Source organism: Lentiprolixibacter aurantiacus, assembly GCF_026241225.1.
In the GTDB taxonomy this organism is placed as follows: Bacteria; Bacteroidota; Bacteroidia; order Flavobacteriales; family Flavobacteriaceae; genus Lentiprolixibacter; species Lentiprolixibacter aurantiacus.
Map to the genome: position 1 here is coordinate 829,663 of NZ_JAPFQP010000001.1, position 25,700 is coordinate 855,362.

Annotated in this window: 25 protein-coding genes; 16 read left to right on the forward strand and 9 right to left on the reverse strand. The window is 43.8% G+C overall.

Translation table 11 applies throughout. From position 1 onward, the window contains the following. Nucleotides 1-20: 20 nt before the first annotated feature. A complete protein-coding gene (locus tag OO016_RS03670) occupies nt 21-599 on the reverse strand; it encodes a MarC family protein (RefSeq protein WP_439649299.1) in 579 nt (192 codons plus the stop codon). A 120-nt stretch (nt 600-719) separates the two neighbouring features. Here OO016_RS03670 and OO016_RS03675 point away from each other — a divergent pair, with 120 nt between their 5' ends. From OO016_RS03675 to OO016_RS03695, 5 genes are all read left to right on the forward strand, one after another. Further along, complete coding sequence (locus tag OO016_RS03675; RefSeq protein ID WP_266010927.1) at nt 720-1,292, forward strand: DUF3109 family protein; 573 nt, start codon at nt 720-722, stop codon at nt 1,290-1,292. Nucleotides 1,293-1,560: 268 nt separating this feature from the next. After that, complete coding sequence (locus OO016_RS03680) at nt 1,561-1,725, forward strand: hypothetical protein (RefSeq protein WP_266010928.1); 165 nt, start codon at nt 1,561-1,563, stop codon at nt 1,723-1,725. A gap of 29 nt (nt 1,726-1,754) precedes the next feature. Then, nucleotides 1,755-2,303: a hypothetical protein gene (locus tag OO016_RS03685; protein ID WP_266010929.1), complete on the forward strand. Its 549-nt coding sequence runs from the start codon at nt 1,755-1,757 to the stop codon at nt 2,301-2,303. Nucleotides 2,304-2,702: 399 nt separating this feature from the next. Beyond that, nucleotides 2,703-3,689 carry a ribonucleotide-diphosphate reductase subunit beta gene (locus OO016_RS03690; RefSeq protein WP_266010931.1) on the forward strand — a complete coding sequence of 329 codons (987 nt, stop codon included), beginning with the start codon at nt 2,703-2,705 and terminating at the stop codon, nt 3,687-3,689. 113 nt (nt 3,690-3,802) lie between these two features. Further along, entirely contained in the window at nt 3,803-6,280 is a 2,478-nt protein-coding gene (locus tag OO016_RS03695) for a ribonucleoside-diphosphate reductase subunit alpha (protein ID WP_266010933.1), read from the forward strand. A 478-nt stretch (nt 6,281-6,758) separates the two neighbouring features. Here the strand turns inward: OO016_RS03695 and OO016_RS03700 are convergent, their stop codons facing one another. Next, nucleotides 6,759-7,415: a gluconate 2-dehydrogenase subunit 3 family protein gene (locus OO016_RS03700; RefSeq protein ID WP_266010935.1), complete on the reverse strand. Its 657-nt coding sequence runs from the start codon at nt 7,413-7,415 to the stop codon at nt 6,759-6,761. Then, nucleotides 7,415-9,127: a GMC oxidoreductase gene (locus tag OO016_RS03705; RefSeq protein ID WP_266010937.1), complete on the reverse strand. Its 1,713-nt coding sequence runs from the start codon at nt 9,125-9,127 to the stop codon at nt 7,415-7,417. The genes OO016_RS03700 and OO016_RS03705 overlap by 1 nt, the downstream gene beginning before the upstream one ends. 144 nt (nt 9,128-9,271) lie before the next feature. On the opposite strand from OO016_RS03705, the gene OO016_RS03710 reads away from it, so the two are divergent. Genes OO016_RS03710 through OO016_RS03725 form a run of 4 tightly spaced genes read left to right on the forward strand, consistent with a single transcriptional unit; the run spans nt 9,272 to nt 13,127 of the window. Further along, nucleotides 9,272-10,270 (forward strand): sugar phosphate isomerase/epimerase family protein, encoded by a 999-nt coding sequence (locus OO016_RS03710; protein WP_266010939.1) that lies wholly within the window; start codon nt 9,272-9,274, stop codon nt 10,268-10,270. 16 nt (nt 10,271-10,286) lie between these two features. After that, on the forward strand, nt 10,287-10,730 hold the full coding sequence (locus tag OO016_RS03715) for a DinB family protein (protein WP_266010941.1): 444 nt from the start codon (nt 10,287-10,289) through the stop codon (nt 10,728-10,730). A 12-nt stretch (nt 10,731-10,742) separates the two neighbouring features. Further along, nucleotides 10,743-11,972: a nucleoside permease gene (locus OO016_RS03720; protein WP_266010943.1), complete on the forward strand. Its 1,230-nt coding sequence runs from the start codon at nt 10,743-10,745 to the stop codon at nt 11,970-11,972. An 18-nt stretch (nt 11,973-11,990) separates the two neighbouring features. After that, nucleotides 11,991-13,127, forward strand: a complete 1,137-nt coding sequence (locus OO016_RS03725; protein ID WP_266010945.1) for a Gfo/Idh/MocA family protein — start codon at nt 11,991-11,993, stop codon at nt 13,125-13,127. Between the two features lie 31 nt (nt 13,128-13,158). Here OO016_RS03725 and OO016_RS03730 read toward each other — a convergent pair whose 3' ends face one another. Next, entirely contained in the window at nt 13,159-13,623 is a 465-nt protein-coding gene (locus OO016_RS03730) for an ASCH domain-containing protein (RefSeq protein ID WP_266010947.1), read from the reverse strand. 258 nt (nt 13,624-13,881) lie between these two features. On the opposite strand from OO016_RS03730, the gene OO016_RS03735 reads away from it, so the two are divergent. The 5 genes from OO016_RS03735 to nadD are packed head-to-tail and all read left to right on the forward strand — an operon-like array spanning nt 13,882 to nt 17,405. Beyond that, nucleotides 13,882-14,934, forward strand: a complete 1,053-nt coding sequence (locus OO016_RS03735; protein WP_266010948.1) for a sugar phosphate isomerase/epimerase family protein — start codon at nt 13,882-13,884, stop codon at nt 14,932-14,934. A 55-nt stretch (nt 14,935-14,989) separates the two neighbouring features. Then, nucleotides 14,990-15,292, forward strand: coding sequence for an SdpI family protein (locus tag OO016_RS03740; RefSeq protein ID WP_266010949.1), 303 nt, complete (start codon nt 14,990-14,992; stop codon nt 15,290-15,292). Nucleotides 15,293-15,330: 38 nt separating this feature from the next. Next, nucleotides 15,331-16,188 (forward strand): YicC/YloC family endoribonuclease, encoded by an 858-nt coding sequence (locus OO016_RS03745; protein ID WP_266010950.1) that lies wholly within the window; start codon nt 15,331-15,333, stop codon nt 16,186-16,188. After that, a complete protein-coding gene (gene gmk / locus OO016_RS03750) occupies nt 16,188-16,793 on the forward strand; it encodes a guanylate kinase (protein ID WP_266010951.1) in 606 nt (201 codons plus the stop codon). The genes OO016_RS03745 and gmk overlap by 1 nt, the downstream gene beginning before the upstream one ends. A gap of 27 nt (nt 16,794-16,820) precedes the next feature. After that, nucleotides 16,821-17,405, forward strand: a complete 585-nt coding sequence (gene nadD, locus OO016_RS03755; protein ID WP_266010952.1) for a nicotinate (nicotinamide) nucleotide adenylyltransferase — start codon at nt 16,821-16,823, stop codon at nt 17,403-17,405. Nucleotides 17,406-17,492: 87 nt separating this feature from the next. On the opposite strand, the gene OO016_RS03760 is transcribed toward nadD, so the two are convergent. Both OO016_RS03760 and OO016_RS03765 read right to left on the reverse strand, forming a co-directional pair. Beyond that, nucleotides 17,493-17,999, reverse strand: a complete 507-nt coding sequence (locus OO016_RS03760) for a nicotinate-nucleotide adenylyltransferase (protein WP_266010953.1) — start codon at nt 17,997-17,999, stop codon at nt 17,493-17,495. Between the two features lie 159 nt (nt 18,000-18,158). Continuing rightward, nucleotides 18,159-18,869, reverse strand: coding sequence for a DUF6503 family protein (locus OO016_RS03765; RefSeq protein WP_266010954.1), 711 nt, complete (start codon nt 18,867-18,869; stop codon nt 18,159-18,161). 93 nt (nt 18,870-18,962) lie between these two features. On the opposite strand from OO016_RS03765, the gene OO016_RS03770 reads away from it, so the two are divergent. Further along, nucleotides 18,963-20,732, forward strand: coding sequence for a Na/Pi cotransporter family protein (locus tag OO016_RS03770; protein ID WP_266010955.1), 1,770 nt, complete (start codon nt 18,963-18,965; stop codon nt 20,730-20,732). Between the two features lie 74 nt (nt 20,733-20,806). On the opposite strand, the gene OO016_RS03775 is transcribed toward OO016_RS03770, so the two are convergent. Both OO016_RS03775 and OO016_RS03780 read right to left on the reverse strand, forming a co-directional pair. Beyond that, the gene (locus tag OO016_RS03775) at nt 20,807-23,104 is read right to left on the reverse strand and encodes an inorganic phosphate transporter (protein ID WP_266010957.1); all 2,298 of its coding nucleotides are present in this window, start codon (nt 23,102-23,104) and stop codon (nt 20,807-20,809) included. Nucleotides 23,105-23,180: 76 nt separating this feature from the next. Continuing rightward, nucleotides 23,181-24,383, reverse strand: a complete 1,203-nt coding sequence (locus OO016_RS03780; protein WP_266010959.1) for a porin — start codon at nt 24,381-24,383, stop codon at nt 23,181-23,183. 373 nt (nt 24,384-24,756) lie between these two features. On the opposite strand from OO016_RS03780, the gene OO016_RS03785 reads away from it, so the two are divergent. Next, entirely contained in the window at nt 24,757-25,116 is a 360-nt protein-coding gene (locus OO016_RS03785) for a toxin-antitoxin system YwqK family antitoxin (RefSeq protein ID WP_266010961.1), read from the forward strand. Nucleotides 25,117-25,226: 110 nt separating this feature from the next. On the opposite strand, the gene OO016_RS03790 is transcribed toward OO016_RS03785, so the two are convergent. Further along, nucleotides 25,227-25,622 carry a carboxypeptidase-like regulatory domain-containing protein gene (locus OO016_RS03790; protein WP_266010963.1) on the reverse strand — a complete coding sequence of 132 codons (396 nt, stop codon included), beginning with the start codon at nt 25,620-25,622 and terminating at the stop codon, nt 25,227-25,229. Between the last annotated feature and the right edge of the window lie 78 nt (nt 25,623-25,700).

A 25,700-nucleotide genomic window follows, 5' to 3' on the forward strand; every position in this document is an offset into this window, starting at 1 on the left:
TAATTGTATCGGGGTTTCCGCTAGAACAACTGGTTGATGTTTGTTGCGAATAACTTTACTGCAATAGCCAGCAATACCACACCAAAAACCTTACGAATAACCCCCAGTCCGTTACTTCCCAGAAGTTTGCCAATCCTGGATGAGGATTTTAAAACCAGGTATACAAAGATAATATTAATGATAATGGCAACGATGATGTTCTCCACATAAAACTCAGCCCTCAGGGCTAAGAGCGAAGTCATGGTGCCTGCTCCTGCTATCAACGGAAAGGCAATAGGCACTATGGATGCTGTTTCCGGCTTTTCATCCTTGTGAAGATTTACTCCCAGGATCATCTCTATGGCTAAAAAAAATATCACAAAGGCACCGGCAACGGCAAAAGAATTCACATCTACCCGGATGAGGTTCAGGATTTCTTCACCTACAAAGAGGAAAGCCACCATGATACAGGCAGCCACAATGGATGCTTTTTCAGACTGCACATGCCCTACCTTGTTGCGCAGGCTTATGATGATGGGAACGCTTCCCACAATATCGATTACTGCAAATAATATCATACTTGCCGTGGCGATTTCCCGAAAGTTAAGATGCAAATTCATGGTTTCAGATTTAGCGGCGGCAAAGGTACATTTTCCGGGATATTATTAATCCCATAGGCCGAAAAAATTACGGGGCCACCAGGCTCATTGTCTTATCTTTGCCGGTAAGTAATCTGGCTTATGTTTCAAATTGGCGATACCCTTATTTCTGAAGAGGTCCTGGAAAACGATTTTGTCTGCAACCTGGAGGCCTGCAAGGGGGCGTGTTGCGTAGAGGGAGAAGCCGGTGCCCCTTTGGAGGAAACAGAGACTAAAATACTGGATGCTATATACCCCCAGGTAAAACCCTTTTTAAGATCCGAGGGGATTCAAGCCATTGAGACCCAGGGGACCCATTTGCGGGGATTGGATGGTGAATGGGAGACCCCCTTGGTAAATGACAGGGAGTGTGCTTATGTTATATTTTCAGAAAAGGGCGTAGCCAAATGTGGCCTGGAGGAAGCCTTCGAGGCAGGAGCAACCCTTTGGAAAAAGCCCATTTCCTGCCATTTATACCCGGTTCGGATAAGGGAATTCTCTGAGCTTACGGCTGTTAATTACCATAAATGGCAAATATGTAATGCCGCTTGTAGCCTGGGCAAAACACTGGAAGTACCGGTATATAAGTTTGTAAGGGAGGCCCTGATCAGGAAATTCGGGGAAAATTGGTACCAGGAACTGGAAACTGCTGCAAAAGAGCACCTTAGCCCATAAATGCTCTCATATTGGACATTTATCCCATGCTCTTTTATTTAGTTCTCTTTTACCGTTCACAGAACTTTTTAAGCAGCTTATAGGATTTTTTTCGTTTTAGCCCCTTTCCTCGCGAAATTTACCATCGCTAATTATCAAACCAAAGCTATAGGCGGGGTTCTGATTACTGAAACTTATCTTCAGCCCTCCATGTTAATCATTGGGGCATGCATAGTGGGCTTTAAGATATTTATACCGGAATCCTGTTTGTAATGAATAACCAACAACCATGAAAAAGAGTTGCATTTTCTTTGCTGTTTTTCTACTTGTTTTAATCGTTGCTGTGCTCTCGGAGCGTCGTGAAAAGGAGGAATTCTCCGATCGTGTCGCAATGGGCGATCAGGCAACTACCCAGATTGCTACTCCTGACAATAACATTGGAATGGAGGAATAAACTTCCCGGAAACCTACCCCCAAATCATTATGCCCCCAAAGATACAGAACCGACTGAAGTCAGGCTTGTGGATACTCCTTCCATTAATTCTTCTCTCATTTTTATCGAACAGTATTGCCGATAGCCCCCTACCCGTGGAGGAAGGTATGTATACCATTTCAGCCAATGGGACAACCCGGGGAGAGATGAGCGGGATTGTTAGCTTTCGGGAGAGTGAGCTTGTTTCACAAAATGGCCATTTGCTTAATGTGGTTAGAATCAACTTTGGGGATTCTGCCTCTGATCAGGAGATCAACATGGAATTTCTGATTTCCCAAAGGTCGGATGCAGACCCTATTGATGAGGGTAAATACTACGTAAATCGATATATCAGCGGATTCGTTAGTGAATTTAATGGGGTTTTTGGATATGCAAACTTCGTTTCTAGGGGTGAGGATCCTTATTTCTCCAAAACCGGCCACCTCAGAATCACCAATAAGAGTGAAAACCTCTTAGAGGGCACTATGGACGTAACTTTGATAGATGCAACTGGTGAAAAGTTACAGATGGAGGGATTTTTTAAAGCCCTTCGTCAATAGATTTTCCTTTGATTAGTACTGCACGGACCCTTTAACTCTGTTTTTAAGGGCTTAAAATCAGGCATTTATTCTATATAATCGAGCAGCTCGAAACCAGGATTTCCTGCCAATTATTTTTTCATAGACTACATTTAAAACCCATAAACCAAAGAGTACTTTTTTTTATACTTCTTGGTCTAAAAATTTTTGTCTAGCCCCGACCAAAATTCCCATAAAAGTTATGATGTTCCGGAAAGGCAATCTATGACTGTGCCGAGCTTAGATTTCAACATAGCGTGTTAAAAACTTTGGGACTGATTTACTGAAACAGGCTTTACAATTTGGTAACATTTTTAAATATTTGTTAGCCCAACTCGCTAGTAGTTTTCACCCAACATTAATACCAAAAAATTAAAGCATATGTCAGCAGCTGTTGAACCCATTTTGCAGGAAAACAAGGACCGATTCGTAATATTTCCTATTGAACACCATGATCTTTGGGAGTGGTATAAAAAATGCGAGGCCTGTTTTTGGACTGCTGAGGAAATAGATTTACACCAGGATTTGTCGGACTGGAACAATAAGTTAAATGACGATGAGCGTTACTTTATAAAGCACATACTGGCCTTTTTTGCAGCTTCAGATGGAATTGTAAACGAAAATCTCGCGGAGAATTTCGTGAATGAAGTGCAGTATTCGGAAGCTAAATTCTTCTATGGCTTCCAGATTATGATGGAGAATATCCATAGTGAGACTTACTCTCTGCTGATAGACACTTATGTAAAGGACGAAAAGGAAAAAAATGTTCTTTTCAAGGCGATTGAGAATTTCGAGGCAATTAAGAAAAAAGCCGACTGGGCTTTGAGGTGGATTGAGTCCCCGAGTTTTGCGGAAAGACTTATTGCTTTCGCTGCAGTAGAAGGAATCTTTTTCTCCGGAGCCTTTTGTTCCATCTTCTGGCTGAAGAAAAGAGGTCTGATGCCAGGTCTTACCTTCTCCAACGAATTGATTTCCCGCGATGAGGGAATGCATTGCGATTTTGCCGTGCATGTTCACAATAAACACCTGATAAACAAGGTGCCCAAGGAGCGCATTACTGAAATTATTGTTGATGCCCTTAACATTGAACGGGAGTTCATCACTGAGTCCCTTCCTGTAAGCCTGATTGGTATGAATGCCAAGTTGATGACCCAGTACCTGGAGTTTGTTACAGACAGGTTGCTGGTAGAACTGGAATGCGACAAGGTATACAATGCCACCAATCCATTTGACTTTATGGATATGATTTCCCTGCAGGGGAAAACCAATTTCTTTGAAAAGCGTGTGTCCGAGTACCAAAAGGCGGGCGTATTGAACAAGGAAAAGGACACTGACTCCCAGAAGATCAGCTTCGACGCAGACTTCTAGGAAAGTACGTTAAAAGCAACCCCAATTTTTCTGGGGTTTTGCTTTGCCTAAAAATGAGATGTTAAACTTTTTAACACTAATCAAACCAAGAGAACACTAAAGAATTGTAGCAAATGTTTGTAGTAAAACGAGACGGAAGAAAAGAGCCGGTAATGTTCGACAAGATCACGGCCCGAGTAAGAAAACTATGTTATGGGCTTAACGGTCTGGTAGACCCGGTTAAGGTGGCCATGCGGGTAATAGAGGGCCTCTACGACGGGGTAACCACTTCAGAACTGGACAACCTGGCGGCCGAAATTGCGGCAACATTAACAACTGCCCATCCGGATTATGCCAAACTGGCTGCCCGTATATCCGTTTCGAACCTGCATAAGAACACCAAGAAATCCTTCTCGGAAACCATGAAGGATCTCTACGAATATGTAAACCCAAGAACCGGGAAAAAAGCTCCCCTGCTTTCAGATGAGGTGTACAAGGTGGTCATGGATAATGCAGAAACACTGGATTCTACTATTATCTACAACCGTGATTTTGGCTACGATTATTTCGGCTTTAAAACCCTGGAACGCTCGTATCTGCTCAAACTAAATGGCAAAATTGCGGAACGGCCACAGCATATGCTGATGCGGGTTGCTGTTGGTATCCACCTCAACGACCTCGATGCTGCCGTTGAGACCTACGAGCTGATGTCCAAGAAGTATTTTACACATGCTACGCCAACTTTATTCAATTCCGGGACACCAAAGCCACAGATGTCTTCCTGTTTCCTTTTAGCTATGCGGGATGATAGTATCGACGGGATCTACGATACATTGAAGCAAACCGCTAAAATATCACAATCGGCAGGAGGTATAGGATTGTCTATACACAATATCCGGGCAACTGGATCCTACATCGCCGGAACCAATGGAACCTCCAATGGGATTGTTCCCATGCTCCGGGTTTATAATGATACAGCCCGGTATGTAGACCAGGGCGGTGGAAAGCGAAAAGGTAGCTTTGCCATATACGTGGAACCATGGCATGCCGATATTTTCGATTTCCTGGAGCTGAAAAAGAACCACGGCAAAGAGGAAATGCGCGCTCGCGACTTATTCTACGCCATGTGGATTCCGGATCTTTTCATGAAGCGTGTTGAAGCCGATGGGGAGTGGACATTGATGTGTCCGAACGAATGCCCGGGATTGTTCTCAACCCATAGCGAAGAATTTGAAAAACTCTATACGCAATACGAGGCAGAAGGAAAAGGTCGTAAAACAATCAAGGCAAGAGATCTTTGGGAGAAGATACTGGAATCTCAGATCGAAACGGGCACGCCTTACATGCTTTACAAGGATGCTGCCAACCGCAAAAGCAATCAGCAAAACCTGGGAACCATCCGTTCCTCTAACCTGTGTACGGAAATACTGGAATATACTTCCAAGGATGAGATAGCAGTATGCAACCTGGCTTCAATTGCCCTGCCCATGTTCGTGAAGAACGGGGAATTTGACCACCGGGAATTATTCAAGGTAACCAAGCGTGTTACCAAGAACCTGAACAGGGTAATTGACCGTAATTATTACCCGGTTAAAGAAGCCGAAAATTCCAATATGCGCCATCGTCCTATAGGGCTCGGTGTACAGGGATTAGCAGATACCTTTATACAGTTGCGACTTCCTTTCACATCTGATGAGGCCAAACAGCTTAACCAGGAAATTTTTGAGACCTTGTATTTTGCTGCGGTAACCGCCTCAATGGAACTTGCCAAGGACGAAGGACCCTATTCCACATTCAAGGGATCACCTATTGCAGATGGCAAATTCCAGCACAACCTGTGGGGAATAAAAGATGAAGAGCTCTCAGGACGCTGGGATTGGGGTAAACTCAGGAACAATGTTAAAAAGCACGGGGTGCGCAATTCCCTGCTGGTGGCTCCTATGCCAACAGCTTCTACCTCCCAGATCCTGGGCAACAATGAGTGTTTTGAGCCTTATACCTCAAACATCTATACCCGCAGGGTACTTTCAGGAGAATTCATCGTAGTGAACAAGCACCTACTGGAAGACCTGGTTAAGCTTGGCCTATGGAATGAGAATATGAAGCAGGAACTCATGAGGGCCAACGGTTCTATTCAACATATCGATGTTATTCCAGAAGATATCAGGGAGCTGTACAAGACTGTTTGGGAACTGAGCATGAAAGACATTATCGATATGTCCAGACAACGGGGTTATTTCATTGACCAGAGTCAGTCTCTTAACCTGTTCATGGAAAACGCCAATTATGCCAAGTTAACCTCCATGCATTTCTATGCCTGGAAGAGCGGATTGAAAACCGGGATGTACTACCTGAGGACTAAAGCTGCGGTTGATGCCATCAAGTTTACGCTTGATAATACCAAGAAAAAAGAAGTTCCGGTTAGTGTGGCAGCGGAGGCTGAAGTAGCTGCTGCTTCTCCAAAGGCTCCTACTGACATCAAGGTTGAGACATCTCCTGTTAAAGGAGCCGAAGTGGACGTGGAACCTATGTCTCCAGAAGAGATGAAAGCATTGATAGCCAGAGCAAAAGAAGGACAGGCAGATGATGATTGCCTGATGTGCGGGTCATAAGCTGTCGCTTCAGCTAAAGAGATCCCCGGGGATCTCCTAAAGTTTAGTGTTTATTGATCGGGAAACACCCAGGAGGGATCCATATTTTACAAAATGGACTCTTGCCGGGGTGTTTTATTTTTAAAGGGGTTCACAGATTCCATAACAGGGGGGCAAGGATACGGTCTGGCAAAACTGGTAGTGGCAAAAGACAGAAGTTAAGAGCACTTCAATCTTTGAAATACGGTCTGAGCACAAAAAAGGATAATGCCAAAAGGGCCGCATAAATGCTAAGAAGAACAAGATAATGATCCATATCAGACAGTTATAGGAGGAACATCTGTAAATATATACGGATGCAAGGTGTTTTTAGATTTCAAAAAGGGTTTCCCGGAAGTATTATTCTAAATAGAGAGAAAAACCCTGATAGGCCATAAAGTGTAATTGTACAATGGTAATCTACCCATTATTTTACCAAACCCGGGGACTTTTCAGTGGTCTACATTTGTGGTGACCAGACTTTGCCGCCGGTCAGTTCATTCAGGTCTCCGCAAGCAATATTAACTCCGGGAACGGGAGCATATGGCAGGACTTTTTCACCTACATATTCAGTGTTTTTGTAGGACCAGATACTGAAACTGCGAAGTGATTTGGCCAGGTTGGCATTGGCTACCTCTTCGGCCAGGTCGGCGGTTTCTCCTTTTGACCTGGCCGCCATATAGGCTGCCAAAGCTTCCTCGTTGGCTTTTTCTTTTTCCGGATCAGGCACTTTCAGGGCAGAAGCCAGTATGGGTTCAATATCATCACTATCCAGGTCTGAAGGATCTTCCTTACCCGAAGCCCGGAGGGCTGATCCTGTAAATTTCCCCATCAACATGCGGATAAAACCCTGCTGTTCCAGTGGCATAACCTCGTCAAGGTACCGATCAATAAAGATATGTACATTCACTTCGGAGGCTGAAGGAGTGTCCGTTTTCGGCAATAGTATGTCTACTATATGCGTAAGTACATTACCCTCTCCAGGACTGAAAAACCGGGGTGTCCAGCTGGCCGCTGACTCTGTTTTGCAATTGTTGAGCAGGCTCATTACTGCAGGTGTAGCTACAGTGTAACCCATTGCCAGTCCCATATTCTTAAGTGCTTTTCTTCTGTCCATTAGAGTAACCCTTTTTTTAATTGTTCAGCCGCATGATTAGCAGCTCTTGCGGTAAACGCCATGTAGGTAAGCGATGGATTGACACATGATGCAGACGTCATAAAGGCGCCATCCGTTACATAGACATTTTTAACGGCATGGATTTGATTGTATCCGTTCAATACGGATGTTTTTGGATCCCTGCCCATCCGGGCGGTCCCCATTTCATGAATTCCCAAGCCGAGAGCTACGGGTTTGTCATAGGTTTCCACATCGCGTAAGCCAGCCTTTATTAGCATTTCTGCGGCCTGCTCTTTCATGTCTTTCCGCATTTTCCACTCATTATCTCGTAATTCTGCGTCGAAGGTTACGGTAGGCAGGCCCCAACCATCCAGTTTGTCGTAATCCAGCGTCATGCGGTTATCTTCGTACGGCAAAACTTCACCGAAACCACTCATACCGAACTCCCAGCCCCCGGGTTTCAGAATAGCCTCTTTAAGTCCCTTGCCATAAGACACCTCGGCTATTGTATCCTCCCAGTTGCCGCGGGTTGCTGATCCCTGGTATCCATACCCGCGAATAAATTCGGGGGTATCCGATTTACCTCCCAGGTTCCTGAAACGGGGCAGGTAAATTCCACCTGGCCGGCGTCCTTTGTAATATTTATCCTCAAATCCATCATACTTTCCGGAGGCACCTGCATCAAGATGGTGGTCCATAATATTTCGACCCAGCTGATCCGAGTCGTTGCCCATCCCGTTGGGGAACCGGTCCGATTTGGATTGCATCAGGATTGAGGTTGAGGCAATGGCCGATGCACAAAGGAAGACTACTTTGGCCTTGAACTCAAATTGCTCTTTAGTCTCCCTGTCAATCACCTTAACTCCTGTAGCTTTTTTAGTATCAGGGTCATAGATGACTTCATGGACAATTGAATCCGGTCGAAGCGTAAGATTACCTGTGCGTTCTGCTGCTGGAAGTGTAGAGGAATTGCTGCTGAAATAAGCCCCAAAAGGACAACCGCGCATGCATCGGTTTCTGAACTGGCAGCGGTTGCGGCCTTCAAATTTCTTATCGCTGTTGATATGGGCAACTCGACCAGAGGTAAGGAAACGATCATCGTATTGCTCCAGTAACCTTTCCCTTATGTGTTGCTCCAGGCAGTTGAGTTCTATCATGGGTTCAAACTGTCCGTCCGGCAGTTGTGGCAAGCCGAGCTTTTCCCCGGTAACTCCAATATACGACTCCACCTTGTCGTACCAGGGAGCAATGTCCTTATACCGAACCGGCCAGTCTATTGCGATGCCTTCTAATTTGTTGGCTTCGAAGTCCAGCTCACTCCAGCGATAACTGTGACGGCCCCAGGTGATGGACCGGCCTCCCACATGGTAACCACGGATCCAGTCGAATCGCTTAATCTCATTATAAGGGTGTTCGAGGTCGTTTACAAAGAAATGATTGTGAGCAGCCCTGGTAGTGTATCCGGTCCTTGCCTGCTTCAGTTGTTTGGCCTCATCTTCCCGCCTTAAAGAACCTCCATTCTCGAAGTCCCAGGGGTCCATATTGGCAGTGCGGTAGTCTTTGATGTGCTCTACCATTGGGCCTCTTTCCAGCACTAAAGTGTTCAGTCCATTTTCACATAATTCCTTGGCGGCCCAGCCTCCACTAATACCCGTACCAACAACAATGGCGTCATAAGACGCCTGCTCTTCATTGTAATAAAATTTGCTCATGAAAGTGTTTCGCTTTTTCCGTAAAGGGATCCTAAATATAAAATTATTTTTCTACATTTAGAGGTATCCCCCAAGAGCTAAAGGTCTTTTATTTGGCATGCTGAAGGGGCTGTATTTCCGGATTAACTATAACCTTTATATAACATGAAACACAATCCATTTAACACCAGTATGGTTTTTATGCTTGCGCTAGTGATGACGCTTTCTTTTTCCTGTAAACAGGAGAAGAAGAAGGAAACGTCTGAGACGCCCGAAACTGAAGAAGTTGCTATGCAGGAACAAACAGAATTCCCCCTATCCCTGGCGCAGTGGTCCATTCACAGGATGATCTGGGATGGTACAGATCCTTACTCCTTTGCAGAGAAAGCCCATGGATGGGGATTCACAGGCCTGGAGTATGTTAGCCAGCTGTATAACAAAGAACTGGAAGCTGCAGGTTTTTCTGAAGAGGCTATGAACAATTTTGTGGCGCGCTCCAATGCCGAGGCTGAAAAATACGGATTGACCAACCTTATTATTATGATAGATGGGCAGGGCGACCTTGCCACTTCGGATGCGGAAGAAAGAAAAAGCGCAGTGGAAAACCACTTTAAATGGGTTGATGCTGCCGCAGGCCTGGGCTGCCATTCCATTCGGGTCAATCTTTCTGGCAGTACCGACCCCGCAGAATGGGTTCCCAATGCAGTGGATGGACTTACTCAACTGGCCACCTATGCGAAGGATAAGAACATCAATATAATTGTTGAGAATCATGGAGGGCTTTCTTCCGATGCTACGTTGTTGGCCGAAGTAATGAGCACTGTAAATATGGAAAATTGCGGGACCCTTCCCGATTTTGGCAATTTCTGCATCCGTCGCAATGACCCTTCAGACTACAGCAAAGGCTGTGCGGAGATGTATGACATGTACAAAGGGGTGGAAGAATTAATGCCTTTTGCCAAGGCTGTAAGTGCCAAATCACACAATTTTGACGAAGCGGGCAATGAAACTGATATAGATTATGGTAAAATGCTGCAGATTGTGAAAAGTGCTGGGTATTCAGGTTTTATTGGTGTGGAATATGAAGGAAATGAATTGAGTGAGGAAGAAGGGATTATTGCTACTCGAGACCTGATCCTGCGTGAGGCCAAGATGCTTCAATAAACCATAAAGGGCAAAGATGAAAGCATTCTTCAACCAGCTTTTTGATTACAATTTCCAATGTAACAAAAAGCTAATCGGGACCTGTTTGGAACTGAAAGCAGTTCCCGATGATGTTGTCCGATTATTCAGTCATATTCTGAATGCCCATCACATCTGGAATGCCCGTATGCTTGGAGTTTCTGCTGAAAATCAGGTATGGCAGCTTCACGAAACACAGAACTGGGGTGAACTGCATTATGAAAACCAGCGCAATTCCTTTGAAATCATTACCAATACAGAGAATTTTGAAAAAAGGATAGATTACGAGAGCACGGAAGGGCAACGCTACAGCAATTCCCTGCAGGACATACTCTTTCATATCATTAATCATTCTACCCACCACAGGGCTCAGATATCTGCTGTTTTCAGGGCTAATGGTATTGAACCCTTGCCCATGGATTACATCATATACAAACGTTAAGTAAGGCAACCCATGAAATCAGTTGTTAAGTTTCAGTTGTCGCTTATGATGTTCCTCGAGTTTTTTATCTGGGGCGGCTGGTTTGTGACCATGGGGATTTATTTGCCCAATACATTGGAATCTTCAGGAGCAGAAATTGCCCTGGCCTATTCCACTCAATCCTGGGGAGCGATTATTGCCCCCTTCATCATTGGACTGATCGCAGACCGTTACTTCAACGCTGAACGCATATTGGGGTTCCTGCATCTTGTTGGTGCTATCCTGATGTACCAGATGGCTAATGCAAACGAGTTTTTGGTTTTCTACCCCTACATCCTGGGTTATATGATTATTTACATGCCAACGCTGGCCCTGGTAAATTCGGTTTCCTTTAATCAAATGGATAATCCGGCCAATCAATTTGCCATAATCCGGGTTTTTGGCACTGTGGGATGGATCGTGGCGGGCCTGGTTATCAGTTATGTCTTTCATTGGGATTCGGAGGAAAATGTGGCTCAGGGGATGCTTCGGAATACTTTTTTGATGACCGCTGTTGCCTCGGCAATTCTGGGAGTTTTCAGTTTTACACTTCCAAAGACCCCTCCCGGGGCAAACCGTTCGGAACGAATCTCTATTTCCGGCATCCTCGGGTTGGACGCGCTTAAATTATTGAAAGACAGGAATTTTCTGATTTTTTTTATCGCGTCTATCCTTATCTGTATTCCTCTTGCGTTTTATTACCAGCATGCAGGTCAGTTTCTCGGGGAGATCAAACTAGGTAATCCGGCAGGAAAGATGACCATAGGACAGGTTTCGGAGGTTATCTTCATGTTGTTGCTTCCCTGGTTTTTTGCGCGCTTTGGATTTAAGAAAACAATCCTCTTTGGTATGCTGGCATGGATATTACGCTACCTGTTGTTTGCCTATGGGAATGCTGATGAATTGGCATTCATGTTGCTTATAGGTATTGCCCTTCATGGTATTTGTTACGACTTTTTCTTTGTTTCCGGACAGATCTATACCGATGCAAAAGCCGGTAATAAGTATAAAAGTGCAGCACAGGGGCTGATTACCCTCGCAACCTACGGATTGGGTATGTTAATCGGGTTTTGGATAGCCGGGAAGATAACCGACTACTATGCGTCTGCAGAAAACGTTCACGATTGGCCAGATATATGGATGTTCCCTGCGATTTTCGCTCTGGTTGTTTCCCTATTGTTTGTTCTGTTTTTTAAAAATGAAAAAATAGTATATAACTCCTAACGAATAAGAAAAGGTAAAATGCCGGAAAAAATAAGACTTGGAATAATAGGTGGAGGAGGCGACTCTTTAATTGGAGTATTGCACCGGGTAGCATCATTTATCAACGATAATTATGAGATCGTTGGTGCCGTGTTTAATGCGGATCACGAACAAAGCCTTTCCTTTGCCAGGCAGATCGATATCCCTACAAACCGCATATACAGGGATTTCGATACCCTAATAGAGGAAGAAATGAAACTTCTGCCTTCGGAACGGATTCAGGTATGTTCCGTGCTTACCCCTAATTTTCTCCACTTTCCCATGGCTAAAAAATTGCTGGACAACGGCTTCCATGTCATATGTGAGAAGCCCATGACCACCACTCTCGGGGAAGCCAGGTTACTTCAGAAGGCCCATGAGAAGGCCGGGACTGTTTTTGCACTAACCCATACCTATACCGGATATCCCATGGTCCGCCAAATGCGTGAAATGATCAGGGCCGGGGAGCTGGGAAAAATCCACAAGGTTGATGCCCGGTATTACCAGGGCTGGATCAATTCGGTAATACATGATCCCGAGGAACGTTCCAGGGTCTGGCGGCTGAATCCTAAAAAAGCCGGCATCAGTTCCTGCATGGGAGATATTGGTGTGCACGCTTTTAATATGGTTGAATATACTACCGGCCTGCAGGTAAAATCCCTTTTGTGTGACTTTAATTACCTCTATGACGACAATCAGATGGATGTTGATGGGACTGTGTTGATCCGGCTTGGGCAACATGTAAAAGGGGTAATCCGGAGCAGCCAGGTGGCTACTGGGGAGGAAAATGGCCTAGCTATCAGTATTTATGGGGATAAAGCAGCCTTGCGATGGGAACAGGAACGACCTAATTTCCTGTACAAAATAACAGACACGGATCCGGTACGGATATATAAACCCGGTCATGCATACAATTCAAAGCTTTCCCTTGACGGCACTAAGCTTCCTCCGGGTCACCCCGAGGGTATTTTTGATGCCATGGCCAATATTTACCTGGGTGCTGCCCGCGCCATCAGGGGGGAAGACTACAATGATGGGGAATTTCCGACAATGACAGATGGAGTAAGGGGGATGACTTTTATTGAAGCCACAGTTGCTTCACATAAAGCGGGGAATGTCTGGGTAGATATGGATTAATTCTGACAAGCAGGGTTGGGATGCAGGAGGATTAAGCAGGAAAGACCTTTTCAAATACCTCACAAACCACAATCATACTTTCCCGGGGCTCCCTTCCAAAGGGTTCCAGTTCACGCTTGTAAAATTCCCAATGCATTTTTTTCCAGTATTCAAGGGATTTATCTCCCTCCCCTTCGAGTTTGGCATAGGATCCGGGGATACTAAAGAAGGGTTTGAGTTTTACCCCCGCGGTTCTCACTATACACCGCGCCTTGCCATTCCAGTCGGTTAGCACCGTAAAATCTCCAATTTTAGGAAGGCGTTCCCCCCTGAGCTGTAATCCAAGCAGGGAATGTGAGGTAGCCCTTTTAGTACCTGAAAGCACTAATTTAATGCTCGCCTGACAGTCTTTTTCGTTGTCAAAGAAGCGTTCAACACGCGGCTCTTCGGCAAAAGCGTACTCCAGGTGGGTGTCCAGAAAATCACCCCACATATTCCGGGCAGATGCGTTATCCATTGGCAGGTTTTTTAGGTATCATTGGGACAAAATGATCGTAAGTCTCAGAAATTGTGCTGAGCATCTCCTGGCGATAGTCGCCTGATATAGCCGATAAGCCAGGCTGATTCTTCACGATCACTGTTTTAATTCTTGGGTATTTCCTATATTTAGCTTTAGCTCCTGCAAGGATAAAAATCCCAATAATTTCAATAAATATAGGGTATTATTCTGAAACTGAACAGCCATATGAATAACTGAAAAAACCAAGCCCGATATATGAAAACAATAAAAGGTCCGGCCGTATTTCTAGCCCAATTTGTAGATAAGAATCCCCCGTTTAATTCCCTGGACGGTATGTGCCAGTGGGCCGCTGATCTGGGCTACAAAGGCATACAGATACCCACCTGGGAGCATTTTCTGATCGACCTGAATAAGGCGGCAGAGAGTCAGGATTACTGCGATGAGCTCAAGGGTAGGATCAATTCGTATGGACTGGAAATAACGGAGTTATCAACCCACCTGCAGGGACAACTAGTAGCGGTTCACCCTGCCTATGACCTGATGTTCGACAATTTTGCGCCTGATGCCTTGAAAAACAACCCAAAAGCACGTACCGAATGGGCTGTTGAGGTGGTTAAAAAGGCGGCCACGGCAAGCAGGCGCCTCGGGATTAAAGCCCACGCCACCTTTTCAGGGGCCCTGCTCTGGCACACCTGGCATCCCTGGCCGCAGCGCCCGCCTGGCCTGGTAGAAATGGGCTTTGAGGAACTCGCCAAAAGATGGCTTCCGATATTAAACCATTTCGATGAGGAAGGGGTAGACGTGTGTTACGAAATACATCCCGGAGAGGACCTGCACGACGGGGACACCTTTGAACGTTTCCTGGAGGCCACAGGCAACCATAAGCGGGTTAATATTTTATACGACCCCAGCCACTTCGTGCTCCAGCAGCTGGACTACATCACCTATATTGACCATTATCATGAATTTATCCGTGCTTTTCATGTAAAGGATTCAGAATTCAACCCAACTGGCAAGAAAGGCGCTTTTGGAGGATATAACGACTGGGGAGACCGGGCTGGCCGCTACCGTTCCCCGGGGGACGGGCAGATCGATTTTAAATCTATTTTCTCCAAACTTACCCAGTACGGATGCGATGTCTGGGCCGTAATGGAGTGGGAGTGCTGTATTAAAAGCCCGGAGCAGGGGGCCCGTGAGGGAGCTAAATTCATCCAGGACCATATCATTGAAGCTACTCAAAAAACTTTTGATGATTTTGCCGGGGGTGATATTGACCCGGAAATGCTCAAAAGAATATTAGGTAACTAGTATGGATTGGTTGTTGTTCCTGGCAAATACTACGCCACCTATTTTAATCGTGATTATGGGAATTCTATGGCGAAGGTTCCCGCCAAAAAACATCAATTACTTTTATGGCTACCGCACCCAAAGGAGCATGAAAAATCAGCAAACCTGGGATTTTGCAAATCAAATAGGTCCGGACATGTTTATCAGAACGGGATTCTTTTTGTTCCTGATATCGGCTTTTGCATTTTGGTTTTTTGATATCAGGGAGGCCATTATTGCCAATGTCGTTGCCATGGTTTTTGGGCTTACCAGTGGTGTAATCTTGTGTGAGGGGAAGTTGGCACAACATTTTGACAAGGACGGTAATCCTAAAGGATAAGGCCATTTTTAACTAACTTTAGCCAAATTATTTGATCTATGATCCAATCGATGACCGGTTTCGGGAAACACGTGATCCAACTCCCTGAAAAGAAGATAACGGTGGAAATCAAATCACTGAATAGCCGAAACCTGGATATGAACGCCCGCATGCCCTCCGCCTATCGGGAGAAGGAACTGGCCCTGCGGCAGAAAGTTGCCGGAGTTCTGAAACGTGGAAAGATTGATCTGGGGTTGTATGTGGAAATAACAGGTGAGGAGACCAGTTCTCAGATCAATAATGGTGTGGTAAAGGGATACATGAACCAGTTGTCCGAAATAGTCCCCGGGGAAGACATCAAATTGCTGGAAATGGCCCTGAGGCTGCCAGACGCTTTGAAAACTGAAAGGGGAGAAGTAGATGAAGATGAGTACCGCGCCATACAGCAGGCCCTGGATGCTGCCCTTGAAGAAATTGACCGTTTCCGGACGGAAGAAGGCAGTGTTCTGGAGCAGGATTTTAACGGCAGGATAAATGAGTTGAAATCACTGCTGGAAAAGGTATCTGCCATGGATACAGATCGACTGGCTACCATAAGGGAACGACTGGAGAAGGCTGTGGCCGACTTGCAGGTAGAAGTGGATGCCAATCGATTTGAGCAGGAACTCATCTATTACCTGGAAAAGTATGATATTACCGAAGAGAAGGTGCGCCTGGCGAACCATCTGGATTATTTTCTCACTACCATGGCTGCTGCCGGGTCTAATGGAAAAAAACTGGGCTTCATAAGTCAGGAGATTGGGCGGGAGATCAATACTATTGGGTCTAAGGCCAATTATGCTCCTATGCAACAGCTGGTGGTTCAAATGAAGGACGAACTGGAAAAAATAAAGGAACAAATGCTAAACGTGCTTTAATGGAAGGGGGAAAGCTTATCATTTTTTCAGCGCCTTCAGGCAGTGGTAAGACCACAATTGTGCGTTACCTGCTGGAGCAACCTGAGCTCAACCTGGCCTTTTCGGTCTCGGCAACAAGCAGGCCAAGGAGGGGAAAGGAAAAACACGGGGAGCACTACTACTTTATGTCAATATCCGAATTCAAGAACCATATCAAACAGGGAGACTTCCTGGAATGGGAAGAGGTTTACCGGGATAATTTCTATGGGACGCTGATCAGTGAGGTGGAGCGCCTTTGGCAAGAGGGTAAGAATGTGATTTTTGATATTGATGTGGCCGGAGGATTGCGTATCAAGAGGAAATTCCCGGAAAAGACCCTGGCGGTTTTTGTGAAACCACCCAGTGTGGATGAGCTTAAGATACGGTTAAAAAAGCGGAGCACCGAAAGCGATGAGAAGATCAACATGCGTATAGCCAAGGCTTCTGTAGAACTGGCTACAGCTCCTCAATTCGACAGGATCATTAAAAATTACGACCTGGATGTAGCGCTGAAGGAAGCCCACCAGCTGGTAGCGGAATTTGTAGGGGCAGTTCCCAAATCAGGAGAGGATAAATCCGCTAACTGAAATAATTGCGGTTAAGCGAAGAGGATTATGAAAAAAGTCGGGCTCTATTTCGGAACTTTCAACCCCATACATATTGGCCATTTGGTGATTGCTAATTATATGGTAGAGTTCTCTGACCTGGATGAGGTATGGTTTGTAATAACGCCTCGCAGTCCGTTCAAACAGAAACAATCCCTGCTGGATGATCATCACCGGTTTCAGATGGTTTTTGAAGCCATTGAGGATTACCCGAAGCTCAAGGCCAGCAAGGTAGAATTCTCGCTACCACAACCCAACTACACGGTCAACACCCTGGTTCATCTGGGGGAACAATACGGCGCAGACCACAGGTTCTGCCTGATCATGGGGGAGGACAACCTCAAGACCTTCCATAAATGGAAGAACTACGAAGTGATTTTAGATAACCATGAATTGTATGTGTACCCGAGGGTTTCGGATGGGCGGTTGCCGGATCAGTTCAAGGGACATGAGGGCATTCACCAGGTGAACGCCCCGATTATGGAGATCTCTTCCACATTTATCCGCAAGCAGCATAAGGCGGGAAAGAACATACGTCCCATGCTTCCGGACCGTGTATGGAAGTATATGGATGAGATGAATTTCTATCGGTAAAAACAAAAGGTCCCACCCGAACCGGGCGGAACCTTTCGTTCCCACAATACAGCTATAGCGATTATGCTATGCTTAATAGGTTACCAATTACAGGAATTCTCCGTCTTCGTTCATTTTAATCCTCAGTATCTTGTCGCCATTTTTCAGTTTAAGTTTATAGGTTTTCTTGGCACCTTTGGTTTCGGCGTAAGAAACACGATAAACATCTTTTACAATACTCCAGTTTGGATATCTTTTCAGAACTGATTTTTTAACAGCATCTGGTAAGTTGACATTGTTAAATTTTTCAATAGTCCTGATGATTTTTCCTTCAGAGTCATAAACGGCTACAAGCTTTCCATCGGGGATATAGAATGAAACGGTGTAGAAATCGAAATCATCCTGATAGTAGTCCTGAACGGTTACGTCGTATGCTGCTGCTTTGCGTTCCAGCATTTTAACAGGAATGGCAGCTTCAGTATTATCAACTTGATTCAAATACTTGTAATTCACCGCCATAACGACGACTTCTGATAATTCTTCTGTTTTCACTACCTGTGAAAATAAGGGGCTGGTAAGGCCAAGAACAAATAAACCAACAATAAATTTTTTCATGATACTGGATTTAAAATTCGAATTCCTTATAGTTCATGGCATTGAACTGTGGCTAATGTAAGGAACGCAAGAATTTCAACCTATGATATTGGTCAGTTGCCCCTGTAATAATGACTCAGATCATTTTAAACGGATTTCAGGAAAGCAATTTTAAAGGAATCATTCAGGTATGAGTGTGTCTGTTCCCAGATAGGTGTTGTCTTTATTATAATACCAGGCCCTTACTTTGGGCATGCGGATTCCCTGAATGGTTTCCTCACCGCTCAGTAGGATGTATTCCCCGTCATTCAGGGATTCGTTGTGAAAGAACTGGTAGACTTCCATGGCATAGGTTTCCGGATCAAAATAGAAGTACCAGCTGTCTTCCCCAACCTCTTTATCGTAAGTAACCTTCAGGACCAGGTATTCCTTGCCCTTGAATTTCTTATTCAGGACAACAGGGTGCAGCCGGGTACCTGGATCCCGGAGTTTCATTGGCAGACCATAGAGGTAGGTGTAATAATCTTTCATCAGGGTTGCCCGTTCACAATTAAGCTGGTTGGCCTTTGCTTCTTCGGGGCTGAAGTCTTTACGCCCGTTCAGAGATAAACTGCAGTTATTTCCTTCCAGCAAATAGGATGTGCTTATTCCATCCCGCTCTACAGCCAGTCGGAAATAGGATTTCGGTAAATCCAGGGTTATTTTGCTTTTCCTTAGCGGTCTGTTCGGGCTCTGCATGGTGATCAGGAATGATCCATTAAATGATTTCCATTGATTTTGGGGATCGTGATACGCTATTGCCTTATCCAGTAACTCAATACCATTTAGTTCCTGTGTAAAACCAGTGAGAGGAAGGCTAATTAGGAAAAACAGGAATAGGGATTGCTTCATTAGGGGATACTTTTTCTACCTAAAAGATACAATTCTTTTAACTTTACATTGAATTAACGGTTAGATAACAATTAAGTTTCATTGTAGCCTGTTTTGGAATACGGTATAGGTGACATACTGCGATTAATTGGGTCTCTGGGATTATTCCTGTTTGGGATGAAGGTGATGAGTGATGCTTTGCTTAAGCTGGCAGGTAACCGTATGCGTACCATTCTGTCTACCATGACCTCGAACCGTTTTCTCGGTATCACCACAGGGTTCCTGATTACCTCTGTTATACAGTCCTCTTCGGCAACCACCCTGATGGTTGTAAGCTTTTCCAACGCTTCCCTGCTGACGCTTACTGAGGCCATTAGTGTGATCATGGGCGCTAATATTGGGACTACGGTAACGGCATGGATCATTGCCATCCTCGGGTTTAAGGTGAGTATGAGCTCAATAGCCCTTCCCCTGGTAGGCATGGGCATGCTGTTCACTTTTTCCAAAAGAGAGCGTTTGCAAAACTGGGGAGTCTTTGTAGTAGGGTTTGCCGTCCTGTTCATCGGTTTGCAATTCCTGAAGGATGCCATGCCCAACATTAATGAAAACCCGGCCATACTAGATTTTTTAAGGCCATATACAGATATAGGATTCTTTTCAGTGCTCCTGTTTATGATCCTGGGCACCGTCCTCACTATCCTGATACAATCTTCCAGCGCCACCATGGCCCTTACCTTATTGATGACAGCCGAAGGCTGGATTCCATTTGACCTGGCCGCTGCCATGGTGCTGGGTGAAAATATAGGGACAACCATTACTGCAAATATTGCGGCTATTGTAGCCAATTACCAGGCGAAGCGAACGGCCAGGGCCCATCTCATTTTTAATATCGTTGGGGTAATTTGGATGCTGATCCTGTTCTATCCATTTCTTTATGCGATCAGCTGGTTAGTTCAAGAACTGGGATCACCCTCCCCTTACCTTGAACTAGCAGCTATTCCGATTGCAATATCACTGTTCCATACAGTGTTCAACATTACCAATACTTTGCTTTTAGTATGGTTTATCAAGCCGATGGCCTGGCTAGTTGAGAAGACAGTGCCAGAGATTATTCCACCTGAAAGAGCAATTGATGAACCAAAATACCTCAACGATGACATGCTGCAATATCCTGAAACAGCTATTGCCACCCTTATCAGGGAGTCGAAATACCTTTACAAGAATGCTGTTTATGAAATCGTTGCCCACGCGTTGAATATCCATCGAGCGGATATTATGTCTGACCTGAAGGCTAGAAAAGTGATAAGTAAATCAATGAAAGATTTTAAAACGGATGTTCGTGCACTGTACCTGAGTAAGGTAAAAAACATCTACGGGGAGATTATCCGTTATGCTACAAGGGCACAAAGTGAGTTAAAACTGACGCGGGCTCAGAATAACAGGATTATGGAAATAAAACTCGCCAATCGGCGGATGGTAGAAATTATAAGGGATGTTGGAGAACTCAACAGGAATGTTACTCGATTTCTCAATTCCGAAAACAAATATATACGTGAAGAGTACAACCAGTTCAGAAAATCAGTTGTTAGGGTTTTGCGTGTTATTTATCTTTTTAGGACAGAGGAAGAGAAAGAGCTTTACCGTAAGAAACTTAGTTCATTGAAGCGGGAAGCCAAGGAAAATATTAAGAAGGGGAACCTGGCCATAGATAAACTTATACGCGAGGAACTTATAACAACAGATATGGCATCCTCTCTTGTGAATGATCATGACCTTGTAAATGATCTTATAAGAAAGTTAATTGCTGTAGCCGAATTACTATACGGTGCTCGGGATCCGCTTTTTGTTAATGAGGGGCAAGATGAATTAAAAGATGTAGCTTGATATAATAACAAATGGAGCATCAGGATATCCTAATAGAATTCCGCTGATACTCCATTGGCATATTTCGAAGATTTTTATGAAGGGTCCTCGATTGTTGCCGGCTCGATACTACTGTCATAACGGGCGTAGTAAAGCTCCAGCAGATTCATTGTTGACTCCATTAAATCTTTTGTCTCAAGCAATAAAGAAAAATACAAAGTTGTGTTTTTAGGACTAGATTCCTCAGTTCTTGTCCTTGCAATTTGCTTCTCTATTTTGTCTGTAACTGTTTTGTATAGGTCATGCTTTTGATTGAGGATTTCGCCGATCTCCTCAAAAGAACGATTGTCAAAAGCGTTTTTTGTTCTGCTCAGCAAAGATTCAAGGTCCTGATTAATATCAGTAAGTTCTTTGATCTGATTGTATTTTAATTTCTTATGATTGTTGTTAACGTGTTTATGGCTGATCTTTGTAATGTATTCTAAAGACTGGGTCATATCTGTTAGATAGTCCAGAATATTTATGTAAAAATTACTTGCTTCCAGGCTGCTTTCCTCTAAATTCTTGATAAAGTAAAAGAGATGATCGCGTAGGTCATCGATCTCTGCAGATAGCTTAGAAACGTTTTTCTTGTTCTTTTTCAGATAATCGAGGTCTTGCCTGGCCAGCCCATCTATACTATGGCGATACAGTTTGCTGCTTCGCTTCATGACATTGGAAATATTCTGGGCACTTTCCTCGATTACTCCCTGAATAGAACTGCTTTCTGCACGCAATAGGGAATCCTCAGCACGAATGGCCCGGGTCTTTTTGCTATGGCTGATATAATTTCGGACCAGTAGTAAAATGGCAATAAAAAGTAATACGGCAATTGCGGCGCCTTTACCGAAGCTGATAATAGTAAGGATTACACCGGAGGCAATGAAGGCAACTATTGCCGTGGCAAACCAGCCTCCAATTACATTCAGCACGCCGGCTACCCGATAAACAGCACTTTCACTCCCCCATGCCCTGTCAGCCAGAGAGGTTCCCATTGCCACCATGAACGTCACATAGGTGGTAGACAGGGGTAATTTATATGATGTAGCTATGGAAATAAGGATCCCAGCCACCATGAGGTTAACAGCAGCACGCACCATATCAAATGCCGGATATTCATGGACTTTCCCTTTTGGCAGATGGATAACGGGTTTTGTAAACCTCTTATCTATCTTTTCAAGAACTGAATTAGGGATTACCGTTGCCGTATATTTAGAAGTTAAAATTGAAAACCTTACCAGGGCGCGGGAAATATTATTGGGCTGAAACCGCTCTCTGGCTTCCCCTGTACGCGCCAGGTTTATTTCAGTTTCGGTTACATATCTGGCTTTCTTGGATAGCCAAAGGGTAACCACCATAATTAAACCGGAGATAACAAGCAAAACGGTTGGAGTCGGCACTTTGGAAGCTAAGACGTCCATGCTGAATTCCGATGCAGCAATTCCTGAGGCCATCCAGGCTTCATAGGACTGGTATGCTGCAATGGGTACTCCAATAAAATTTACAAGGTCATTTCCTGCAAAAGCAAGTGCAAGGGCAAAGGTGCCCACGCCTATAATCAATTTGTAAATATTTGTTCTGGTGAGCGTAATAAGCAAGAAGGAAAGAACGGACCAGAATGCAAAACTAATCAGCACTATGGTGAACACTTTTTCTTCCAGAAAATCTTTAATGGTCATCCCTCCGATAAGGGAGTAGGTTTCTCCTGCAAAAGGAGTCCCTTTAATCCCCTTCATAAAAATGAAATAGGTTATGGCAGAAAGGGCAACACCACCAAAAATAGCACCTACCCATTTGGCCTTTTTCTCAAAATCGTATGAAAGCAGAACCCTTGAAATCCATTGTACGATTGCCCCGATGGTAAATGCCACCACAACAGATAAAAGGATTCCCAGGATGATTTGAAGGGCCTTTTCGGTGTTGATATAATTGATTAATTCCGAAAAGCTATCGCCGGCTGAAGCTATTTTAAGCAGTGACATAGCCACTGCAGCCCCCAGCAATTCAAATACAATGGAAACCGTGGTAGATGTTGGCATACCAAGCGTATTGAAAAAGTCCAATAGCAGTATGTCTGTAATCATTACGGCCATGAAGATGAACATTATCTCGGCAAACATAAATTCGCCAGGGTTAAATATACCTTTACGAGCTACCTCCATCATACCACTAGAAAAAATAGCACCACAGGCAATCCCTAAGCTGGCCACTACCATCAAAGTCCTGAATGAAATAGCCTTGGATCCAATGGCCGAATTCAGGAAGTTTACGGCATCGTTGCTCACCCCTACCACCAAATCTGCAACCGCCAGTGCGGCAAGGGCTATAATCATTAACAAATAAATATTATCCATAATTCGATTTTACTTTGATCAGCAAATATCCTAACTCTGTGTTTTAGCAAGGTTAGTAAAAAGTTATGATTTAATGTTAAAAATGAACGTCTAATTGAAGCCTGAACATCAGTTCATCTGAGCCATTTTGAACTGTTAAATAACTTAAATCTGATTGAACTTTCAGTTTGTGTCCAACCACATATTTGGACAACCCCAGGGTATATTGGGTTTCCGGAGATCTTCCGGTTATACCTTCATCCAGTTTGATGTTGGTATACCTTCCGGAAATCTCCCAGTTATTCTTGAACAAATATCCGGATTGGAGGTTGATACCCTTACCTACCTGTACAATATCCCCAGTCTCGGTTCCATCCGAATTTTTGGCAATGGGGTCATCAGCATCCCTTTCCGCATATTCCCACATAAAAGATAAACCATTGTATTTAAACATACCATCAAAAAAGAAGGTGTTAATTGTGGTTTCATACAGCCCTACGTCATTTATCATGTAGGAGCCCAAATTACTTCTTGTTTTTACCGCATCCTGATTTATATCGTAGTTTACGGCAAACATTAGTTTTGGCTTTTCCTCACGCTCCAGGTCACTACCGCTATAATCGCCTTTCTTTGTAAATTGACCAAAGGGTAGGAACTCCAGGCGGCCGGTGTATTGATGGCCTCCTTCGTTTCCTTCAGTTACGTTGCGGCCCTCTCCCTGTGAAAAAGCGAGTTTTTCTCGGATGAGGAAGTTATCAGATAGATAAAAATGGTGCCTCAGTTGGAATCCCACATCACGGTCAATATTAAAACGGCTGTTTACTAAGGAACGATCAACTTGCTGAAGGTTCCCAGAAGAAATTACTCGTTCAATATTGCCAGGTAACTTGGTTTGTCCCGCCCATAACTCGAAATTGCCTGCGAAGTTCCACATTACAACGGCATCCAGAATGTATCTTGGCGTGTTTCTGGTAAAGGGAGACACCCCGGAAATATCTCTGTTGGAAAGACCAAGCTCAATTTTATATTTAAATTTTGGAGTAAAAGCAAATCCATCAAACTTTAGACGGGCACGGCGAATCAGGAAGTTCTGCTCAGGATTTCCGTAGCCACCGTCATCTCCTTCCTGCCATTCTGCAACGGTCAAAAATTGCATACGGGTGCCAATCTTCATTGTAAAAGAGCTGTCTTTGCCAACCAGGTTAAACAGGCCTTTACCAAATGCTGGTGCATTGGCTTCTTGTGAAAAACTAGAGAAAACGGAGAGCAGAAATAAAGGGATAAGGATTTTAGCCTTCATAATGTATTAGTTTTTGTCAAGTACAAATAACCTACTCCCCTGTTAATTGAAGGTTAATAAATGATTATGTTAAAAATGAAAAAACTGCCTTGGCCAAAGGCAGTTCTTAGCATTCATAAAATAGTCGACAAAAACTAATAGATATTATGAATCAACTAAAGCTGTATTTAAATACATCACAATGTTCTAGAATAATTGTAATTCATGCGTCACCAAAACATTAAATAATCATTAATACTTAATGGATTGAGATTTTGGTAGATGTACTAAGAATAGAACTTCAGCGTTTTGTATGTAAATAAATAGTTAAGAAAAAGTGTTTATAAAGTTAATATTCCTTAACTTAGATTTTAGTAAAAAGATGTATGACGCCATGAAGAATTTTACATTTTTGTTAATGTTTGCTATTGCCCTGACAGGGGCATATGCTCAACAGAAAAAAGAACAGCATCTAAATAAGGAGACCAATCTTATAGAAGTGACTTATTATCATAATAATGATCAGGTAAGTCAACAGGGCACTTTCAATTTAGAAGGGAGGTTACATGGAAAATGGATCAGTTATAACGAACAGGGAGTGAAGATTACCGAGGGTTCCTATGACAATGGAATCAAAACCGGCAAATGGTTTTTCTGGTCGCAAGATGGAGTTAAGGAGATCATTTATGACAATAATAGCATTGCCAGTATCAATGAATCAACAAATAAAACTCGGCTAGTCGACAAACACTAATAGGGGCAGAACCAATATAAAAAAGCAAACATCAGTTATGATTGATGTTTGCTTTTTTCTTAGTTTATTTAAAAGGGGATTACCTAATAGAAGGAATGCAACCCGTCTTATCAAGGCTTTTTATCTGTCTTGTACTTGGCTTCAACGGAAGTATCTTTGGATACGCTATCAAGATCTAACTCCTCAAAATCCGGTCTTTTAGCGGATAATCCGGTGTTGATTTCTAAACGTTCACTTTCTTTAAGGTAAATAGGTATAAACCGTGTATCATAACCAAGATAGCGTACTACCAAAGTGTAATTTCCGGGATTAACATTATTCAATTCAAAATTCCCATGAAAATTAGTCCGGGTACTAATATTTGTGTTCTGAAGATAAATATCTGCAAAAATTAAAGGTTCGTTATTAACCTCAAGGTCTATTATATTACCCTTAATACTGGCATTTTCTTGGGCGTAGTTAAGAAACACGCTACAAGTGAAAAATAAGAATAATGTTTTTTTCATCATTATTTGATTTGAATACAAATCAAGAAAAAGTATGTAAACCAAAGGTTAACCGCGGATTAATATTCAGTAATTAAA

Excerpts from the sequence above, each read along its gene's own strand:
- OO016_RS03670 (WP_439649299.1), bottom strand. The coding sequence starts at position 599 with ATGAATTTGCATCTTAACTTTCGGGAAATCGCCACGGCAAGTATGATA.
- nadD (WP_266010952.1), top strand. The coding sequence starts at position 16,821 with ATGAAAAAAGTCGGGCTCTATTTCGGAACTTTCAACCCCATACATATT.
- OO016_RS03760 (WP_266010953.1), bottom strand. The coding sequence starts at position 17,999 with ATGAAAAAATTTATTGTTGGTTTATTTGTTCTTGGCCTTACCAGCCCC.
- gmk (WP_266010951.1), top strand. The coding sequence starts at position 16,188 with ATGGAAGGGGGAAAGCTTATCATTTTTTCAGCGCCTTCAGGCAGTGGT.
- OO016_RS03710 (WP_266010939.1), top strand. The coding sequence starts at position 9,272 with ATGAAACACAATCCATTTAACACCAGTATGGTTTTTATGCTTGCGCTA.
- OO016_RS03675 (WP_266010927.1), top strand. The coding sequence starts at position 720 with ATGTTTCAAATTGGCGATACCCTTATTTCTGAAGAGGTCCTGGAAAAC.
- OO016_RS03785 (WP_266010961.1), top strand. The coding sequence starts at position 24,757 with ATGAAGAATTTTACATTTTTGTTAATGTTTGCTATTGCCCTGACAGGG.
- OO016_RS03790 (WP_266010963.1), bottom strand. The coding sequence starts at position 25,622 with ATGAAAAAAACATTATTCTTATTTTTCACTTGTAGCGTGTTTCTTAAC.
- OO016_RS03730 (WP_266010947.1), bottom strand. The coding sequence starts at position 13,623 with ATGGATAACGCATCTGCCCGGAATATGTGGGGTGATTTTCTGGACACC.
- OO016_RS03765 (WP_266010954.1), bottom strand. The coding sequence starts at position 18,869 with ATGAAGCAATCCCTATTCCTGTTTTTCCTAATTAGCCTTCCTCTCACT.
- OO016_RS03690 (WP_266010931.1), top strand. The coding sequence starts at position 2,703 with ATGTCAGCAGCTGTTGAACCCATTTTGCAGGAAAACAAGGACCGATTC.
- OO016_RS03715 (WP_266010941.1), top strand. The coding sequence starts at position 10,287 with ATGAAAGCATTCTTCAACCAGCTTTTTGATTACAATTTCCAATGTAAC.
- OO016_RS03725 (WP_266010945.1), top strand. The coding sequence starts at position 11,991 with ATGCCGGAAAAAATAAGACTTGGAATAATAGGTGGAGGAGGCGACTCT.
- OO016_RS03700 (WP_266010935.1), bottom strand. The coding sequence starts at position 7,415 with ATGGACAGAAGAAAAGCACTTAAGAATATGGGACTGGCAATGGGTTAC.
- OO016_RS03740 (WP_266010949.1), top strand. The coding sequence starts at position 14,990 with ATGGGAATTCTATGGCGAAGGTTCCCGCCAAAAAACATCAATTACTTT.
- OO016_RS03695 (WP_266010933.1), top strand. The coding sequence starts at position 3,803 with ATGTTTGTAGTAAAACGAGACGGAAGAAAAGAGCCGGTAATGTTCGAC.
- OO016_RS03680 (WP_266010928.1), top strand. The coding sequence starts at position 1,561 with ATGAAAAAGAGTTGCATTTTCTTTGCTGTTTTTCTACTTGTTTTAATC.
- OO016_RS03735 (WP_266010948.1), top strand. The coding sequence starts at position 13,882 with ATGAAAACAATAAAAGGTCCGGCCGTATTTCTAGCCCAATTTGTAGAT.
- OO016_RS03685 (WP_266010929.1), top strand. The coding sequence starts at position 1,755 with ATGCCCCCAAAGATACAGAACCGACTGAAGTCAGGCTTGTGGATACTC.
- OO016_RS03720 (WP_266010943.1), top strand. The coding sequence starts at position 10,743 with ATGAAATCAGTTGTTAAGTTTCAGTTGTCGCTTATGATGTTCCTCGAG.
- OO016_RS03745 (WP_266010950.1), top strand. The coding sequence starts at position 15,331 with ATGATCCAATCGATGACCGGTTTCGGGAAACACGTGATCCAACTCCCT.
- OO016_RS03780 (WP_266010959.1), bottom strand. The coding sequence starts at position 24,383 with ATGAAGGCTAAAATCCTTATCCCTTTATTTCTGCTCTCCGTTTTCTCT.
- OO016_RS03775 (WP_266010957.1), bottom strand. The coding sequence starts at position 23,104 with ATGGATAATATTTATTTGTTAATGATTATAGCCCTTGCCGCACTGGCG.
- OO016_RS03705 (WP_266010937.1), bottom strand. The coding sequence starts at position 9,127 with ATGAGCAAATTTTATTACAATGAAGAGCAGGCGTCTTATGACGCCATT.